Consider the following 16,665-nt stretch of genomic DNA (forward strand, 5'->3'; position numbering starts at 1 on the left):
ATCATTTCTCCGAAAGAACGAGGCCCTGGACGAGAAAGCGCTGCAGCAGAGCGATCATCGTGAGGGGAACGAGTGAGACGAGCACAGCACCGGCCATGATCATCGGAAAATCGGGCACCTGGCCGTCTGCGTCGGGCACGAGGCGGGCAAGGCCGACTACGGCGGTCTGCATGTCGGGCGTCGAGGCACCGACCAGCGGCCACAGATATTGCGTCCAGCCACTGAGGAAGGTCAGCACGAACAGCGAGGCAAAGCTGGTGCGGGCAAGCGGCAGAAGGATGTCGATGAGGAAGCGGATCGGCCCTGCCCCATCCATGCGCGCCGCCTTGAAGAGATCCTTCGGCAGCGTCAGGAAGAATTGACGGAACAGGAATGTGCCGGTGCCATGCGCGACCAACGGCGCGATGAGGCCGAAATGGGTATCGAGAACACTGAGCTCCAGATGGACCGGCGAACCGAAGACCATCTCGATCAGGCTGTTGAGGCCGGTGAAATCGAGCACAGCATTCAGCGGCGAAAAGATGTTGGAGGCCACCTGATAGGTGGTGATGACGCGGATATCGAGCGGCAGCATGATGGTGGCAAGGATCAGCGCAAAGGCCACGCCCGCCCAGCGAATACGGAAATAGACGATCGCATAGGCTGACAGGAAGGACAGAACACAGGTCGCGAGCGCATTGGAGAAGGCCACGATCATGCTGTTGAGCATCTGGATCGGGATGCGCGTATCGTGGATGACCTTGCCCATATTGGTGAACAGTTCGCCGCCCGGCACCCAGGCAAGACCGTTGCGCAGCATGTATTCATAGGACTGCGAGGCGGTGGAGAGCGTCAGGTACAAAGGCCCGACGATATAGAGGATGCCGATGGCGAGCAGGATGCTGGCGACTATGTTGATGGAGCGTGCGTTTTCGACCATGGCTCAGCGCTCGTAATTGATGCGCCGGCCGAGGAAGTAGAACTGGCAGGCTGCGAGAATAAGGACGAAGACCATGAGAATGGCCGTCTGGGTGGAAGCGCCGGAGAGATCGAAGCCGCGGAAACCATCGACATAGATCTTGTAGACGAGCAGCGTCGTCGAGCCGCCTGGACCGCCGCCGGTGATCGTGTCGATCAGCGCGAAGACGGAGGTGATGCTTTCGGTGAATTCCAGAACGAAAGTCAGGAACAGCTGCGGCATGATCAGCGGCAGTTGCACATCGAAGATGCGGCGCCACGGGCCGGCGCCGTCCATGGCGGCCGCCTGATACATCGTGGGCGGGATCGAGCGCAGGCCGGCAAGCAGGATGACGAAATTGAACGGAATGCCACTCCAGACATGCGCGGCGACCAGCGTCACGAAAGCGTCCGTGCCGTTTATGCCGGGGTTCCACAGGCCGGGAAACAGCGTGTTGAGCGGCGCCATCAGCCCCACGAACGGATTGAAGATGAAGGCAAAGACGACGCCGATCGACGCCCCGGCAATGCCCTTCGGCCAGACGAGAATGTTGCGCGCGGTATAGGAGAGACCGATCTTCCGGTCTGCCGCGATCGCCAGCATCAGCGGCACGACGACCGCAAGCGAAGACGCCGTCAGCATGAAGATGACCGTGCGGCCCGTGGCCGCCCAGAATTCGGGATCGCCGAGCACGCGCTGAAAATTCTGCAGGCCGACGAATTCCGAGCCGCCACCGAAGGGCTGTTCGAGGAAAAACGACCAATAGAAGGCCTGGAAGACCGGCACATAGAAGAACAGCACGATCAGCAGCATCATGGGGGCCAGCAGAAGAGCCGGTAGCCAGCGATGGCTGAACAGAGAGGAATCCGACGACATGAAGGCACTTCCAAATGAGAGAAGGCATGGGGCGAAAGACGCCCCATGCGACGAAGGCTAGGCGAAACGGATCAGGGAAGCTTCTTGCCCTTGTAAGTCTGCTCGAAGCGGCGCAGCAGCTGGTCACCACGCTTCTTGGTATTGTCGAGCGCGACCTGCATTGTCTGCTGACCGGCAAAGGCTTTCTGCGTCTCTTCCATGAAGACTTCGCGGAACTGCACGTAGAAACCAAGGCGAATGCCGCGGGTATCAGGCGTTGCCGGCTGGTTCATGGATTCAACGCCGACCTTGGCGGTCGCATATTTCGGCGAATTCGCCTCGTCGCTCTTGGCGATCGCATCGAGAACGTCGGTGGTGACGGGCACGTAACCGGTGTTGGCCGTGAAGAACATCTGCTGTTCCGGCTTGCGCAGGAAGTCGAGGAAAGCCTTGGCGGCGTCGATCTCGGCCTTGTCGTGACCCTTCATGATGTAGATCGAGGCGCCGCCGACAAAGGTGTTGTGACGCTCATAGCCCTTGTACATCGGCGCCATGGTGACGGTGAGCTCATACTTTCCGTCGAACGCCTTGGCAGCAGCGGCGTAGGAACCGGAGGACTGTTCCATCATCGCGCATTCGCCGGCATTGAAGGCGGCGGTGTAATTGCCGGCCTTGGTATCGGCAGCCAGACGAACGAGACCTTCCTTGCGCCACTCAACCAGGTTGGCGAGGTGCTTGGCGGCGAAGGTGGTGTTGATCACATATTCCGCATCCAGACCATCATAGCCGTTGTGCTTGGTGGCGATCGGCAGGCCGTGACGGGCGGAGAACTGCTCCAGCACGCGCCAGGTGTCGCCATCGGTGACGAACGGGCAGGCATGGCCGGCGGCCTTGAGCTTGCGCGCGGCTTCGATCACGTCTTCCCAGGTCTGCGGGGTCTCGGTGATGCCGGCTTTTTCAAGCTCGGTCTTGTTGGTGTAGAACAGCAGCGTTGACGAGTTATACGGCTGGGCGAAAAGCTTGCCGCCGGAAGTTTCGTAATAGGCGCGGGCGCCCGCGATATACTGATCCCACTTGACGTCGGGCATCAGATCCTGGACCGGCTCGACGGCATCGGAGAGCATCAGGTCGAGCGTGCCGGCATCGAAGAACTGGATCAGCACCGGGTGGTTCTTTGCGCGGTAGGCGGCAATCGCCTTTTGCATGGACACTTCGTAAGAGCCCTGACCGACGCAGTTGATGTGGTGCTCACTCTGCGAAGCATTGAACGCATCGCACTGAGCCTTGATCGCGGTCTCCACCGGGCCGGTATTCCCGTACCAGAATTCGATATTGGTCGCCTGAGCAGAACCTGTGCCCGCCATCACGGCAGCTATGGCCGCCAAAGTAAACTTGTTCATCATCGCCCTCGCCTTTTCGGGTCGACCGAGCCTCGCTCGATCTCTGACGGCGGCTTACTACACTTTGTGTGTAACAATTACGTGACGGCTGAAATTGCTTGAAAGAACCGGTATTCGCGGGTAATCAGGCTTAGGTTGCATTAAGGGCAATGCGATTATTACACTTTTGCAGTAAGGTTCTTGGGCTTGGCAGGTGTTTACGTACCGGAGGCATTGATTGCCCCACGCTTTCTGCGACTGCACGAGACCACGGTAGTTTCGTCCAACGAGCGCAAGTTGTTGCAGCTGATCTGGCGTAATCCCGGCATCTCCCGATCGGAAATCACCGGCCATACCGACCTGACGCAGCAATCGGTCCACCGCATCCTCGATCACCTTGCCGAGCGTGATGTCATCCGGCTCGGATCGGCAAAACCGGGCCTGGGACGCGGTCAACCAAGCCCGATGCTGAACCTGAATGGCGCCCACGCTTATGCCTGCGGCATCTCCGTCAACACCGACATCATCGGCATTTGCATCGTCGACCTCGCCGGAAAAATTCTCGGCGAGCGGGAAGTGCCCCTGCGCGAAACAACGATGCACCAGGCGCTCCGACTGGTAAAACAGCAGGTCGAAGAGCTGCAGCGCCAGAACAATCTTGCCGAGGAGGACTTCTTCGGCGTCGGCTTTGCGATTGCCGGCTATCATGTCGACGGCACGCGTCATAACGCGCCCTTGCCGCTTCACGAATGGTCGATGATCGAACTCGGCCCAATCATTACCGACCTGTTTGACCGACCGGCGTGGGTGGTCAACGGCGGAAAGTCCGGGGCCATCGCGGAATCGATGTTCGGCATCGGCCGGTTCATCCGGCACTTCGCCTATCTGAGTTTCAATTACGGCTTCGGCGGTGGCGTCATCATCGACGGGGAACTTCTGCAGGGCGGCAACGGAAATGCGGGCGAATTTTCCGGCCTCTATGATGAGATTGAGACAGACAGCCGTCCCGCCCTGCAATATCTGATCGACCGGGTGAACCGGAATGGCATCGACGTTCCCTCGATCCACTATATGCGCCGCCATTTCAATCGAGACTGGCCCGGCGTATTGGAATGGGTGGACGAGGTGACGCCGGCCTATATCCGTCTCGTCAACGCCATCCGCGCCACGCTGGACCCGCAGGCGATCGTCTTCGGCGGCCAGATCCCGCCCGCTTTGGCGTCCATGCTGATCGAACGGACGAAGATTTTCGACCGCCCTCGCTACGGCGTACACCGCGGCGGCCCGAAGCTGATCGTATCGGAAATCGCAAGCGACGCGGCAGCCATGGGGGCCGCCATCATGCCGTTCCGCCGGATGTTTTATTAGTCATCGGGTCAGAGATAACGGCGAGGTCCGCGAGCAACCGGAACCTCGTCGCTAATACAAGGGCAGCAAACCTCAAGGTTTTGGCCGCGTCCCACGCGACGTACGAATGATCGGGGCGTCTCAAATGGCGGGATGAGCTTGCTGCTGAGCAGTGTTTAGCACGAAGGCGGGCGGGGTCCGTCATGGTCGCCGGCAGCCCTACGATAGGCTGTTGTGTTTGCGAATAGCAGGCATGGCTAGAGCGACCATCTCTGCCGCCTCCATATCCGCACTCTTGGGCGCCTCCGACATCTTCACCCTAACCCTTTCAAGAACATCATCGCGATCGACGAGCGTGACTCGGCCATCCGCGACAACCTGACGCCCGTCGACAAGGACGGTTCTCACCGCATCTCGGCGCGCCCGATGCAGTACCACATCGGAGATCGGCGTACGCATGTCCACGAACGGCCGTTCGACCAACCTGCGATCAAGCAAGACGACATCAGCCCGCTGCCCGCATTCCAGCCGCCCCGACAGACCGCCGAACCCAACCGTGCGAGCACCGTTCTCACTCGCCTGTCGCAGCACTTCCGTGGCCTCGACGCGCTCGGAAAACAGTTCCGTGCCCCGATGCAGCGCCCATACCAGTTTGATTTCGAGCAGCATGTCGCGATCGTCCGCAATGTTCGACTGATCGATACCCAGCGCGACACGGACACCGGCCTTCGCCAACTTGGCGATCTCTGCGCGGCCGCTTCCTAGCCGTAGACCTGAGGACGCATTGTGGCAGACCGAACATCCGCACGAAGCCAGCACCTCGGCATCGCCCTCATCGAGCCAATTGCAATGGCCGAATGTGACATTGGAACCAAGCAGCCCGAGACCCTCGAGATATCTGACTGCCGATTTGCCAAAGCGCTCGCGCGCAAAATCCGCCTGTCGCTTGGTTTCAACGAGATGCATGTGGATCTGCGAACCCGACGATCTGGCAGCGGATGCAACGGCTTCCAGAAGGCCATCGGAACACCAATGCAGGTTGGCCGGCGCGTAGTTGACGCGAAGCCGGGTGTTTGCGGCATGACGCGCACGAAGCGTTTCGTGGAAATTGATGTAGGCGTCTACACCGGCGCCTTTCGGATAGAGCCGGGCGGCAAACCAGTCCCGCGCCGCCGGGGGCATGTCCGAAAGCACTGGATCGTCGCCATCATAGGCGAGGACATTGCGGTCCCGCAGCATTGCGCTGTAGCCGGCGCGCATGCCGATTTCGTCATAGGCGGCTATAACCTCGTCGGCAGTCGAGTGCCACGCGTCACTGTCGCCTGCCAGACCGCTGGCGATGTGGTGAACTGTTGTTGTCCCGCTTTCGAGCATCTCGATCGCGCTGAACAGCGTATCCAGCCGTGGGCCGACCGAACGCATCGCGCGAAACTGCGGCAGCCAAAATTCCAGTGGCTCGAAAGGAACACCCGCCATCAGCGGCGTGATGCCGAAATGATGGTGGCTATTGACGAGACCGGGCATGGCGATGAAGCCTTTGCCGCCATAACGTGGCAGATGTTCGTTGCCGCCAAGCATCCCGCGCAAGGGACCAATCTGCGCGATCACGCCTTCATGTATTCGGATCGCCACGTCGTGGCGAAGCTGCATCTGTCCGGATGCGTCCGCGCCCACCAGCGCGATATCAGCCTCGACGATGCAGCTATTGACGTCCTTATTCATAGTGCCACCATCTCCTTGATCATACCCAGGCGGCGGGCGGCAGCTCTGCGATATAGTGGGTCCCCATACGCAGCCTCTTCTTGCGAGCACGAAAAGACGAGGCTGAGATCATGCTCGTCGAAACTTTGGCAAGCCGCCGCAAAAATCTCCGGCCAACTCGGGCAAGGCAAATCCCGCCAGGCCTGCACCGCCTCAGGCGCTGGCAGGCTCGGATATCCCATCTCGTTCATCAGGGCGCCTACACCGGCCCAAAAATACCGGACCATCTCCGACGTCGCTTCGTGAAATGGCGCAAGCACGCGGATCCAGTGCAAACCGGTCAAGGCATGCAGTGCGCAGAAATCCTGCGTGGCGGCAAACAGCGACAGCGCAGCATTGGCGCAGCGCGCCATCGTGTCTTCGTCGATTGCAAGCCAGTCGCCAGCCGTTTCGAAGCCTGGCAAAGCAAAGGATTGGTGCATGTTTTGCCAGATCAGCGCATGGATGGGTTGCCCCTTTGCGGCAGGAACCGAACCGGCATGCACGAGAACCTCGCCGGGCTCACTGGAAAGCGGTTGCGCGCCGGTCGGCGTGGGCATCTGCAGCCAGCAGGCACACCAGTAGGCAAGACCATTGACGACCTCCGTATCGTCGTCGTTGAGAACGGCGTAGGCGACCCGCATCAAGGCATGGAATGCCGATGAGCCGACCCCTGGCGCCAGCAGCGGCAGCCAACGGTGAAGGAATTCCGCCCGTCCGCGGCACCGGAACTCATCGGCAAAGAAGCGCCGATAGGCATCCTCATGCTCGCGTTCGCCGAGGTGCTCACGCCAATTGGTTTCATCAATCGAAAGCAAACTCGGCTTGAACGGCAGCAGACCTTTGTAACCCTTGTAGTTTTCGAAGAACCTGCGCAGCTGATACCCGCTCGCTCCCATTCGCGCCTGCGCGACCAGGACCATCGGGGCGTGATTGGCGAACGTCCCCACGAACTCGCTTCCATAGCCCGGCATCTCGGAAAGCAAATCGCGAAGGACTTCGCGTGAGGATGGGTTTGAGGGCGTATCCATGCCTGTCTCCACAAATCGGGTGGAAAAGTCTTATGCTGCCCCAACGCCAGTCGGCAAGCGGACCGGCCGAGCCTCGAAAAGTGGCAACAAGGAAAGAAAATCCTTCAAAAATAAATACTTATGTTTAGCGTTGCACTTTCGGCAACGGGTTCTTGCCAAAAAACCGGCAAGCCACGCCATAGCCGTGTTGCCGATTGTGCAACGCAGCGCTCGCAAATTGACGTTTGTGAATGATCGGATTGCCAGCCATGTTTGCGATTAGACAAAAAAGAACCGGGAACATGGAATGCGTCAAACTACGCTTGCGCCTGCAACCTCGCTCGTGACGGAGCCTGAAAACTCCAACAAGCCCAGACAGCAATCAGCCGCAGGCTTAGAGGCATCCAACATCAGCGTTGTCTACAAGCGGGATAAGCAGCAAGTCCAAGCACTGCAGGACTGCACCCTTAATATCCCACGTGGCAGCTGGGCGACGCTGATCGGCGCTTCCGGCTGCGGGAAATCGACGCTCCTGCGGGTTTTCGCCGACATTGTCCAGCCAACGTCCGGTCAAGCGAGCCTGCATGGTGTATCGCCGGCGGAAGCACGGGCCAATCGTCTCTATGCACTCGTGCAACAGGGATCGACGATGCTTCCGTGGCGCTCGGTTCTCGACAATGTGGCACTTGGACTTGAGATCGGTGGTGTGGCAAAGGTTGAGCGGCACGAGCGCGCGGCTGCCGCAATAGAGTTGGTCGGCCTCAAGGGTTTCGAGAAGAGCCTGCCTGGAGAGTTGTCCGGCGGCATGCGCCAGAGAGCGGCGATCGCCCGAGCATTGACCCTGCGCCCGCAGTTCCTGCTGATGGACGAACCCTTCGGTGCACTTGACGAAATTACGCGCGACCGTCTGCAGTTCGAACTGCTGCGCATACTCGAGGAAACGAAGGCGACGCTGCTGCTCGTCACCCATTCCATCTCCGAGGCAGTGATCCTGTCTGACCGGGTTGTCGTCATGACGCCGCGCCCCGGCAAGATCAAGGAGATCATCGACGTCGATTTCGGCCGCGGCCGCAATCCCGAGATCCGTTTCGATCCTCGTTTCATCCGTTACGAACAGCAGCTGCGCCTCGCACTCGGACACGACTGACATGATCGGAATGCAACGGTTGAAGTCTCGTGCGGCAACAATACTGCCACCAATCATTCTCATCGTCGCCCTGGTGTGCCTGTGGAGCTGGGGCGTGCGTACGGCCTATATTCCCAGATGGATGCTGCCGGCGCCCGAAGCGATTTTTGCCGAGTTTTTCAAGAACTCGACGATCCTGATGAAGCATATGCGTTTCACCATCGTGGAAGCGGTCGGCGGGCTGGCACTTGGCGTCGCCGCCGGTCTGGTGGGGGCACTCACGATGACCGTATTGCCGTCCTTGCGCACGATGCTGTATCCCTATGCGCTCGCAAGCCGAGCATTGCCACTTGTCGTCTTCACTCCGATCATCGTAATCCTGCTCGGCCGCGGCAGTTTTCCGATCATGATAATCGTGGCGATCTCCACCTATTTTCCAGTCTTTCTCGGAATGATGCGCGGTCTGGCTCAGACGGATGCGGAGAGAATGGAATTGCTTCACAGCTTCTCCGCGACACCAACGCAGATCTTGTGGAAGATCCGCTTTCCCTCCTCGCTACCCTTCCTGTTTTCGGCGTTGAAAGTGTCGGCAAGCACCGCCTTTATCAATACGGTCGTTACGGAATGGATCGCGTCCAATTCTGGGCTCGGCTATCTGGTCATGGTCTCTGGTCAATATTTCAAACTGCCAACCATGTGGGCGGCAATTCTTCTCGTTGCACTGCTTACTCTGGCACTTCTGGCGCTTGTCGCGCTTCTCGAGAAGGCAGCGGGTCGCTATGCCGCGCTTGCGACGGGAGGTTGATATGACACAAACATTGCGTCTCGACCGCACTGTCCTTTCACCCGCCATCTTCGGCATCGTCCTGATACTGGGATGGGAGGCCCTCTACCAGAGCGGAGCGGTGTCCAAGCTCGTCCTGGCTGGACCGAGCGCGATAGCGGTCGCTTTCGCCAGCGACGGGCTCGAAATGCTACGGAACTGCGGCGTCACGGTCGCGGAGGCTCTAAGCGGCTTTGCACTTGGCAATCTCGTCGGCCTCGTTTGCGCCATCCTGTTTAGCCGCTGGATCGTCCTGAAGCGGGCCCTGCTGCCGATCGCTATTCTTTGCGAAGCGATCCCGATCGTCGCGATACTGCCAATGCTGATCATTTGGCTCGGCAGCGGTATGGGCCCGAAAATATTCATCGCGGCGTTCCTGAGCTTCTTTCCCATGCTGGTGAACGCCCATCGCGGTCTGCACGCGGCAGGCGCTGATACGCTGGAACTCCTCCACACCTATTCCGCAAAGCCCCATCAAATCCTTCGCACCGTGCAGCTCCCCTCCGCGCTCCCGTTCATTTTCACGGCGCTGAAGCTGTCCGCATGCGGATCGATGGTCGCGGCGTTGGTCGCAGAATGGGTGGCCTCTCAGCAGGGCCTGGGATACCTGATCGTCTTCTATGGCCTGGGATACCGCATCGCCAATGTCTGGGCGGCGGCAATATTGGCCTGCATCGTCTCGCTTTGCTTCTACGGGCTGGTCGGCTTAGTCGAAAAATGGGCACTGCGCCGGCTGGGCGCCTGATTGCGAACGTTGGCAGGTATGATAGGGAGCACACAAACGTCGCTCCACATCCCGCCCGGAAGCGACAGGCGCGAGCCGGAGAGCGACCATGCCCATTTCGAACAGCTTCGTCCACGTCCACATCATGGCGCTGCGCTATTTCGCCGAGACGGCCAGAGCCGGCTCAATGCGGCAGGCCGCCGACTTTCTCTCAGTCGCGCCATCGGCGGTCAATCGACAGATCCTCAAGCTTGAGAGCCAACTGCGCGCGAAGCTTTTCGACCGCGTTGCCGATGGTGTTAGGCTGACATCCGCTGGCGAGGTTCTCTACGGCTACATCCGCAATATGGAACGCGATCTCGATCGCGCGATCAACCAGATCGACAGCATGCGTGAGCTTCGGCGAGGTCACGTCCGAATCGCTGTCGAGGATGGCATTGCTCGCGATTTCCTGATCCCGGAGCTATCCGCCTTCTCAGCGGAATTTCCAGGTGTCATCTATTCCATCGCCATCCACTCAGCAGCGACAGTCATGGAGCTCGTGGCGGCTGCCGAAGTCGAAATCGGCTTGTCGATGAACCCGCCGATGCGGGCCGATATTCGCAAGATCGGCGGAATACCCATTCGTCTTGGCGTTGTCATGCCGGCCGATCATCCGCTTGCGACCGCTGATAACCTGCAGCTCGGCGATCTCGCGGGTGAAAGAATGATCCTCGGTGACGCGGGCTATGGCGGCGGCGAACATGTCAATCGCGTGATGACGGAAGGCCGGCGCCTCAAACCCTTCATCGAAACCAACTCTTCCGATACCGCGCTGGAGCTGACACTGGCCAAGCTGGGACTTTCTGTCCGCACGCCGGTCGGCGCAATGTCACATTTGGAATCGGGCGCGCTTCGTTTCGTGCCGCTGGCTGGGCCGCGCGCACCCGGTGTCGAACTCTGCCTCTGGACCCATTCAAATCGAAGCCCGTCAACCGCCAGCGCCATCCTGACGCAACGCCTCATCAAAGGACTTGCCGACTTCGAGGAGCGACTGCAGCCATGGGAAAAGGGCGTTGCCTAAAGGGCAACATCATGAACGCCATTCAGCGCTTCTAAACCGCGATCCGATCGATAGGTTGCAATCGTCTACAAGACGAAGGAGTGCACATGTTCGATCTGGATTTACAAGCCGTTGGGCGCCTTGAGGAGTTGAAGAGCCGGGTCCGGCGCGAGATGGAAATTCTTTCCTTCGCGACGAAGAGCTGGGTTGTTCCGACTGCCTCAAACATGGCGCCGATGCCCGATGTCGTCATCATCGGCGCCGGTCAGAGCGGGCTTGCGGCTGGACTGGAACTAAAGCGGCGTGGTGTCATCAATATTCTGCTCCTCGACGCCAGTCCTGAAGGCTACGAAGGGGTGTGGGAGACCTACGCGCGCAACTACGAGATCCGTTCCCCGAAGGACATCACCGGAATGGAAGGCGGTATCGCTTCGCTAGCGATCGAGAGCTACGTCATTGCCCGCTGCGGCCAGGACGCTTGGGATAGCATGAAGCGCGTGCCGCGGACGATCTGGATGGATTACCTGCGCTGGTTCAGATCCTGCGTCGACCTCGATATCCGCAACGAGACACGCGTTGTCGACATCGACTACGACGCTGAGGGTGTAACGCTCAGCTTTGCCGACGGCACCGATCTCAGGACGCGGCAGGTTATCCTTGCGACCGGCATGGATGGCGGTGGCCGCTGGCAGACGCCGGACCACATCCAGCAATCCCTGCCAGCTTCTGTCTGGAACCACTCCTCCGATATATTCGACGAGACCAATCTGCAGGACAAACGGGTGGCGATCCTGGGTGCCGGTGCGGCCGCGTTCGACGTGGCCGTTGCAGCGCTGGACGCCGGTGCGGCACGGGTCGACATGTTCCTGCGTCGCAAAGAGCTGCCGATGCGCGATGTTATCCGCGAGCTGGAAAACGGCGGATACCTGGTCCATGCCGAACGCATTCCCGACGCCACCAAATGGGAAATCTCCCGCTTCATGAGTGGCCTCAGTCAGGCACCCGCGGAACACCATTTCCACAAGGCTTGTGCGCACGATAACTTCAATATCCATCTCGGATCGCCATGGTCCGAGGTCAGCTGGGATGGGAAGGAGATCGTCATCGATCTTCCACAAGGCAAATGGCGTTGCGACCACATCTTCGCGGCAACCGGCGTACGCGTCGACATGATGTTGCGGCCCGAATTGAAGCGTATTCATGAAAATGCAGCTCTATGGCGCGACCGCTTCGTGCCGCCGGCAGGCGACGCCGAAAGCCCTCGCCTCAACTTCCCCTACCTTGACGGCGCCTACCGCTTTACCGAGAAACAGCCCGGCAGCGGCCCCGGATTGGACCGCATATACGCCTTCAATGCGCTGGCGTCTCTCAGCATGGGCGGGCTGGCGGCCGTATCGATCGGCGCGTTCCGCTTCGGAGCACGCAAGCTCGCCGACGCAGTGACGCAAAAGCTGTTCGAGGAGCAGATCGACAAGATCGTTCCCTACCTCGATACGCTCCACGCACCCGGCGTGACCGTCCCGGAAAATATGGCAGCCAAGCTGGCGGCAGAAGCGCAAAGACTGGCCCGCGTTGAATTAATCGATGCGTAGCTACGCCATGTGATCGATCAAGGCCTTGCGCGGGAGGCGGCCCTTCGGATGCCCGGCCTCCTGTTTGCTCGGACCGTCTCCGACAATGGAGACAGTCTGAAAGACCATTTCCTGCCGTGAGCCAGTTCGCCGAACGGGCCGGCATGATCCGCACCGAACATGTCAAACTGACAGGCGCCCACGATCTGCGCGGCCGCGCTGCCCATCCAGCCGAGGTCTGTTGCCTGACCTCGCAACCCAACTTTGTCAAAGGAACCGCATGATGACTGCTGAATTCCAGCCCACGCTCTACTTCAAGAAGAACTGCCCCTACTGCTTTAAAGTCAGGCTGTTCCTGCTCGAAGCAGGCATCCTCGGCAAGGTGTCGATCGTGGAATTCGAACCCGGCACCGAGCAGGAGCAAGCGATAAGGGCAACACTTGCAACAGCCTTTGATAAGGTAACGTTTCCCGCGGCGGAAACGGCCCTGGGTGTCTTCCAGAAAGATTCAGACGGCCTCATCGACCATTTCGCGCAGCTTCATGACGTTGCCCTGGAGAACTTCTCTGTCCTGAAGGCCTACGTTGAAGGCCCGCTGACGTCACTCGGCAACCTGTTCCGCGAGAATAGGGATCTTAAGGCGGCGGCTCAATCCTGATGTCTTTTCTCTGCCGGGCCACCGGCGCCGGCAGAGAATTGCTAAGCAGAGACTTACATTCCGACAGGCAGGTTTTGCTCGGCGGCTATCCGGGCAAGCCTGGCATGCAGCTCATGCGAGGCGCGTGCAGCCAACGGATTTGTCGATATGCCATCACGACTTACACAGCTTCCACCGACATAGACCTCTTTCAAATTGCGAGGGCCAACGGCAAGCACGTAGGTCGCGATCGGGCTCCAGACCGGGCCGAGGTCCGGTGCCCTCGGGTCGACCACCAGGAAATCGGCAAATTTTCCGACCTCTAGCGAGCCGACGCGATCGCCGATACCAAGTGCATTCGCACTGCCCATCGTGTGCAGCCACAACATCTGCTCGACGCTGAGGATCTCCGGATTCTGGTTGTGCGCTCGCTGCATATAGAGGCCCATGCGGATATTCTGCCATGGATCGGAAATATCGGACGCAGCCTGATCGTCGAGCCCGATTCCGATGCGCATACCCTTGGCGAGCATGCCGGGAATGTCGGCAAAACCGGATCCAAGCCGGCCATTCGCGTTCGGTTGCCAGATCATGGCGACGTTGCACGAGGCACACTTGCACTTCATCTCTTCTGTCGGGTGGATGAACTGACCGAAAATCAAGTCCGGGCCGAGTGCGCCGGCTTCTTCATACCAGGCGAACTTGGAGCGCTGGAATTCGAGATTTTCGGGCGTCTCCAGGAAATGCGGCTGATTGACAACGCCATAGCAGCGCATGATCGACACCTCGCGGTGCGCGGTCTTAGGGTCGCTCGACCACTGAACGGAGCCGGAGATTGCATGCGAGAGGTGCAAATCCGGCCTTTCCAGCGAGTCGGCAAACGCAATGCTCTCTCCAAAGCGATCGGAAATTTCAGAATCCGTCCCGATCTGATCATTGATCATGATCGAGTTGATGAAGCGCATTCCCGCATCCACTTTGCCGCGGATCTGCTCGAATCCATACTCCTTCGGCTTGAAAGGTCCGTAGGCCATCTCGCGGGCTTCAACCATATAGAAAGACAGGCGACTATCGCAGAAATCGTAGGCCGTAGTGGTACCGTTCGAAAGAAAATCGAGGGCACCATGCATCGTCACCCAGTATATGTCGTCGGCATCGCAGTGACGCGTATAACGCGTCATGTGATCGGCCCAGGCGTAAAGGGAACAATTGGCGCCGAGCCCACGTGAACCTGACGTCGACAAATGCGAATGGCCGGATACGAAGCCGGGTGCCACGAAGCGGCCTCTCGCGTCGAGGCGTTCATCTGCCGAGCCGACAGGACGCCCCTCACCTATTGCCTCGATCCGTCCGTCCGACCCAACAGCCATCCAACCGTTGAAGCAGGCCGGGCGGGATGGATCCAGCGTAATGAGGGCCGCATTTTCGACAATAAGCTTGTAGGCCATAATCGCCTTTCTCTATTCTCTTAAAAGAGGAAGGCGACCTGAGGCCGCCTTCGCATTTCAGCATTCACTGTGCTCTCAGAGCTTTGGCGTTGCCGCGATCTCCAGGATGTCGTTTGTGAGCATCGAGTCGGTATCGACGACTTTGTTGGTCAGCTTGGCTTCGAGCGCATTTTGCGCAGTCTGCTTCCAGATGCTCGGGTCAAGCCACATGAGGCCCTTTTCCTTGGTGAGCGGGCTCAGCATGTAATCGACCTGCTGCTCCGCCTGGTAGGTCTGTTGCGCTTCATCCAGACCATCGGAAACGCCATTTTCCACGATGTATTTCGCAGCCGCCGCCGGATCCTTGAAGTATTCCTGCCAGGCCTTCATCTCCGCCCGCATGTATTTGGCCAGGACGTCCTTCGAGCCGGGCTTGTTGTAGAAATCAGCATTGACGAAATAGGCGTTCATCTGCGCGTTCATGCCGAAATCGCCGATGCTGATGACATTCACCGGAACGCCCAGGTCTTCGATCATCCGGGGTTCGGCAAAGGCAAATGTCGTCATCATGCAATCGACCTTGCCGGCGACGATAAGCGAAATATCATTCGGGCCGATCGGGGTGATCTCAACATCCGACTTCTTGATGCCATTCTTCTCCAGGAACAGATCTCCGTATGCGGCAGCAATCTGCTTTACACCCAGACGCTTGCCGATCAGGTCTGCCGGCTTCTCGACGCCGGACGCCTTGGTGCAGGTCATCGCCACGGGCGTACGCTGAAACTGCCCGGCTATAATCTTGAAGTCGGCGCCTTTGTCCTGTCCAGCCAGAACCAGTTCGGGACCGACAATCCCGATGGTCGCCAAGCCTGAAGAGACCATCTGAACCTGGTCAACTCCCACGCCCGCCGGCACGACGGTTACATCAAGCCCTTCATCCTTGAAGTAGCCTTTATCCTTCGCGTAGATCGCACCGAAGCTTTCAACGTCGGCAACATAGCCGAGTACAACAGTCAATTTGGCCGCATCCTCAGCCTGGGCAGCGGACGCCGCGGCGAGCGCAAAGAAGCTGACAGCAAGTGCATGCAAGTATGAAGGTTTTTTCACCTGAAACTCCGTGTTGATAGCCGGTTATAGGCACTTGGCGTCGACGCCGAAATTTCTAATACGGTGGTCCCGTTGCGAACAACAATCGAATGGTCACCGACGCGTACTCAAAAACGCAACGGCGAAAATATCTGTTGCGCATAAACACCGGACGATAGGAACACGACTTCCCGACGGCTTTGTCGGCAACGCTTTCAGAGGAGCTACGCGCCAAGCGCGCCGTACAGGGGGAACTCGTGCGGGCTTATCAGATCGCAGATGCGAAACACGCGTCGGAATAAACCCGAAATTCCAAGATTTTCTCTACAGATCGGCACGACCCAGTCGCTGCAACCGCCCCCGCCGCGCTGATGGCGCATCGGGCAGAACGATGAGCGACAGGATCGCACACATCGCACCCGCTCCCTTCCCGAGATCCGGTTGAATCGATGGCACCCACTCTTCCACAGAGCATCGCATCGCTAGAATGGATTGTATCAAAATGAACAATCATTCACCATTTGACACAAGCATACGTTGACTTTCGGAGCAAACACGCCGAAGGAGAATTTTGAATTCTATGCTCGTAAGTTGTATTCCATTGATGTTTCGCCGTCTTCATATATCCGCCAAAGTTCCTTTCTCGTTGTTAAGCAAGTTCTTTCTATCGATCTGTTTTTACGGAACATTTTCTCTCACTCCGGCGAGCAGCCAAGAAATTCCTCAAGTTAATCTGACACCCGCAGCCGCGCATGCGATCGCTGTACAGTTGTCACTCTTTACCGTTGCCGCAAGCAGCACGGCACAAGCGCAGTCGCCTGCCGACGATCTTTCACGCGGGCAAGATTAGAATGCACGAGCGCAACGTGTCGATCATCGGATATCCGAAAACCCTTTGCAGGCAGCATCAATGAAGGATGCGCCAATCTCATTTCCTCTAGCGCGATAATGCGCTGGTAGT

14 protein-coding genes are annotated in these 16,665 nt (G+C 58.8%); 7 read left to right on the top strand and 7 right to left on the bottom strand.

The features are described from left to right. Nucleotide 1: 1 nt before the first annotated feature. The 3 genes from ACODTZ_RS05690 to ACODTZ_RS05700 form a co-directional block, all read right to left on the bottom strand. The gene (locus tag ACODTZ_RS05690; protein ID WP_489024387.1) at nucleotides 2-919 is read right to left on the bottom strand and encodes an ABC transporter permease subunit; all 918 of its coding nucleotides are present in this window, start codon (nucleotides 917-919) and stop codon (nucleotides 2-4) included. 3 nt (nucleotides 920-922) lie between these two features. Further along, entirely contained in the window at nucleotides 923-1,813 is an 891-nt protein-coding gene (locus tag ACODTZ_RS05695; protein ID WP_489024388.1) for a carbohydrate ABC transporter permease, read from the bottom strand. Between the two features lie 71 nt (nucleotides 1,814-1,884). Then, on the bottom strand, nucleotides 1,885-3,195 hold the full coding sequence (locus ACODTZ_RS05700; RefSeq protein ID WP_489024390.1) for an extracellular solute-binding protein: 1,311 nt from the start codon (nucleotides 3,193-3,195) through the stop codon (nucleotides 1,885-1,887). A 183-nt stretch (nucleotides 3,196-3,378) separates the two neighbouring features. Between ACODTZ_RS05700 and ACODTZ_RS05705 the strand changes: the two genes are divergently transcribed. After that, nucleotides 3,379-4,539: an ROK family transcriptional regulator gene (locus ACODTZ_RS05705; RefSeq protein ID WP_489024392.1), complete on the top strand. Its 1,161-nt coding sequence runs from the start codon at nucleotides 3,379-3,381 to the stop codon at nucleotides 4,537-4,539. 198 nt (nucleotides 4,540-4,737) lie between these two features. Here the strand turns inward: ACODTZ_RS05705 and ACODTZ_RS05710 are convergent, their stop codons facing one another. Next, on the bottom strand, nucleotides 4,738-6,240 hold the full coding sequence (locus ACODTZ_RS05710; RefSeq protein WP_489024393.1) for an amidohydrolase family protein: 1,503 nt from the start codon (nucleotides 6,238-6,240) through the stop codon (nucleotides 4,738-4,740). After that, nucleotides 6,237-7,289, bottom strand: a complete 1,053-nt coding sequence (locus ACODTZ_RS05715) for a questin oxidase family protein (protein ID WP_489024395.1) — start codon at nucleotides 7,287-7,289, stop codon at nucleotides 6,237-6,239. The genes ACODTZ_RS05710 and ACODTZ_RS05715 overlap by 4 nt, the downstream gene beginning before the upstream one ends. 286 nt (nucleotides 7,290-7,575) lie before the next feature. Here ACODTZ_RS05715 and ACODTZ_RS05720 point away from each other — a divergent pair, with 286 nt between their 5' ends. From ACODTZ_RS05720 to ACODTZ_RS05745, 6 genes are all read left to right on the top strand, one after another. After that, nucleotides 7,576-8,415, top strand: a complete 840-nt coding sequence (locus ACODTZ_RS05720; RefSeq protein ID WP_489024397.1) for an ABC transporter ATP-binding protein — start codon at nucleotides 7,576-7,578, stop codon at nucleotides 8,413-8,415. Between the two features lies 1 nt (nucleotide 8,416). After that, on the top strand, nucleotides 8,417-9,199 hold the full coding sequence (locus ACODTZ_RS05725; RefSeq protein WP_489024399.1) for an ABC transporter permease: 783 nt from the start codon (nucleotides 8,417-8,419) through the stop codon (nucleotides 9,197-9,199). A gap of 1 nt (nucleotide 9,200) precedes the next feature. Continuing rightward, a complete protein-coding gene (locus tag ACODTZ_RS05730; protein ID WP_489024400.1) occupies nucleotides 9,201-9,962 on the top strand; it encodes an ABC transporter permease in 762 nt (253 codons plus the stop codon). An 88-nt stretch (nucleotides 9,963-10,050) separates the two neighbouring features. Then, a complete protein-coding gene (locus ACODTZ_RS05735; RefSeq protein WP_209235360.1) occupies nucleotides 10,051-11,004 on the top strand; it encodes a LysR family transcriptional regulator in 954 nt (317 codons plus the stop codon). 86 nt (nucleotides 11,005-11,090) lie between these two features. Next, on the top strand, nucleotides 11,091-12,575 hold the full coding sequence (locus tag ACODTZ_RS05740) for an NAD(P)-binding domain-containing protein (protein WP_489024402.1): 1,485 nt from the start codon (nucleotides 11,091-11,093) through the stop codon (nucleotides 12,573-12,575). Nucleotides 12,576-12,837: 262 nt separating this feature from the next. After that, nucleotides 12,838-13,212: a glutathione S-transferase N-terminal domain-containing protein gene (locus tag ACODTZ_RS05745; RefSeq protein WP_489024404.1), complete on the top strand. Its 375-nt coding sequence runs from the start codon at nucleotides 12,838-12,840 to the stop codon at nucleotides 13,210-13,212. Nucleotides 13,213-13,265: 53 nt separating this feature from the next. On the opposite strand, the gene ACODTZ_RS05750 is transcribed toward ACODTZ_RS05745, so the two are convergent. Together ACODTZ_RS05750 and ACODTZ_RS05755 are read right to left on the bottom strand one after the other, a co-directional pair. Then, entirely contained in the window at nucleotides 13,266-14,639 is a 1,374-nt protein-coding gene (locus ACODTZ_RS05750; RefSeq protein ID WP_489024406.1) for an amidohydrolase family protein, read from the bottom strand. A 75-nt stretch (nucleotides 14,640-14,714) separates the two neighbouring features. Next, entirely contained in the window at nucleotides 14,715-15,725 is a 1,011-nt protein-coding gene (locus ACODTZ_RS05755; RefSeq protein ID WP_489024408.1) for an ABC transporter substrate-binding protein, read from the bottom strand. Nucleotides 15,726-16,665 lie beyond the last annotated feature (940 nt).

The organism is Rhizobium sp. FG113 (assembly GCF_057809895.1).

Bases quoted from the DNA above. Each gene is read 5' to 3' on its own strand.
- ACODTZ_RS05730 (WP_489024400.1), top strand. From the start codon at position 9,201: ATGACACAAACATTGCGTCTCGACCGCACTGTCCTTTCACCCGCCATC.
- ACODTZ_RS05750 (WP_489024406.1), bottom strand. From the start codon at position 14,639: ATGGCCTACAAGCTTATTGTCGAAAATGCGGCCCTCATTACGCTGGAT.
- ACODTZ_RS05695 (WP_489024388.1), bottom strand. From the start codon at position 1,813: ATGTCGTCGGATTCCTCTCTGTTCAGCCATCGCTGGCTACCGGCTCTT.
- ACODTZ_RS05715 (WP_489024395.1), bottom strand. From the start codon at position 7,289: ATGGATACGCCCTCAAACCCATCCTCACGCGAAGTCCTTCGCGATTTG.
- ACODTZ_RS05745 (WP_489024404.1), top strand. From the start codon at position 12,838: ATGACTGCTGAATTCCAGCCCACGCTCTACTTCAAGAAGAACTGCCCC.
- ACODTZ_RS05725 (WP_489024399.1), top strand. From the start codon at position 8,417: ATGATCGGAATGCAACGGTTGAAGTCTCGTGCGGCAACAATACTGCCA.
- ACODTZ_RS05690 (WP_489024387.1), bottom strand. From the start codon at position 919: ATGGTCGAAAACGCACGCTCCATCAACATAGTCGCCAGCATCCTGCTC.
- ACODTZ_RS05720 (WP_489024397.1), top strand. From the start codon at position 7,576: ATGCGTCAAACTACGCTTGCGCCTGCAACCTCGCTCGTGACGGAGCCT.
- ACODTZ_RS05740 (WP_489024402.1), top strand. From the start codon at position 11,091: ATGTTCGATCTGGATTTACAAGCCGTTGGGCGCCTTGAGGAGTTGAAG.
- ACODTZ_RS05710 (WP_489024393.1), bottom strand. From the start codon at position 6,240: ATGAATAAGGACGTCAATAGCTGCATCGTCGAGGCTGATATCGCGCTG.
- ACODTZ_RS05700 (WP_489024390.1), bottom strand. From the start codon at position 3,195: ATGATGAACAAGTTTACTTTGGCGGCCATAGCTGCCGTGATGGCGGGC.
- ACODTZ_RS05735 (WP_209235360.1), top strand. From the start codon at position 10,051: ATGCCCATTTCGAACAGCTTCGTCCACGTCCACATCATGGCGCTGCGC.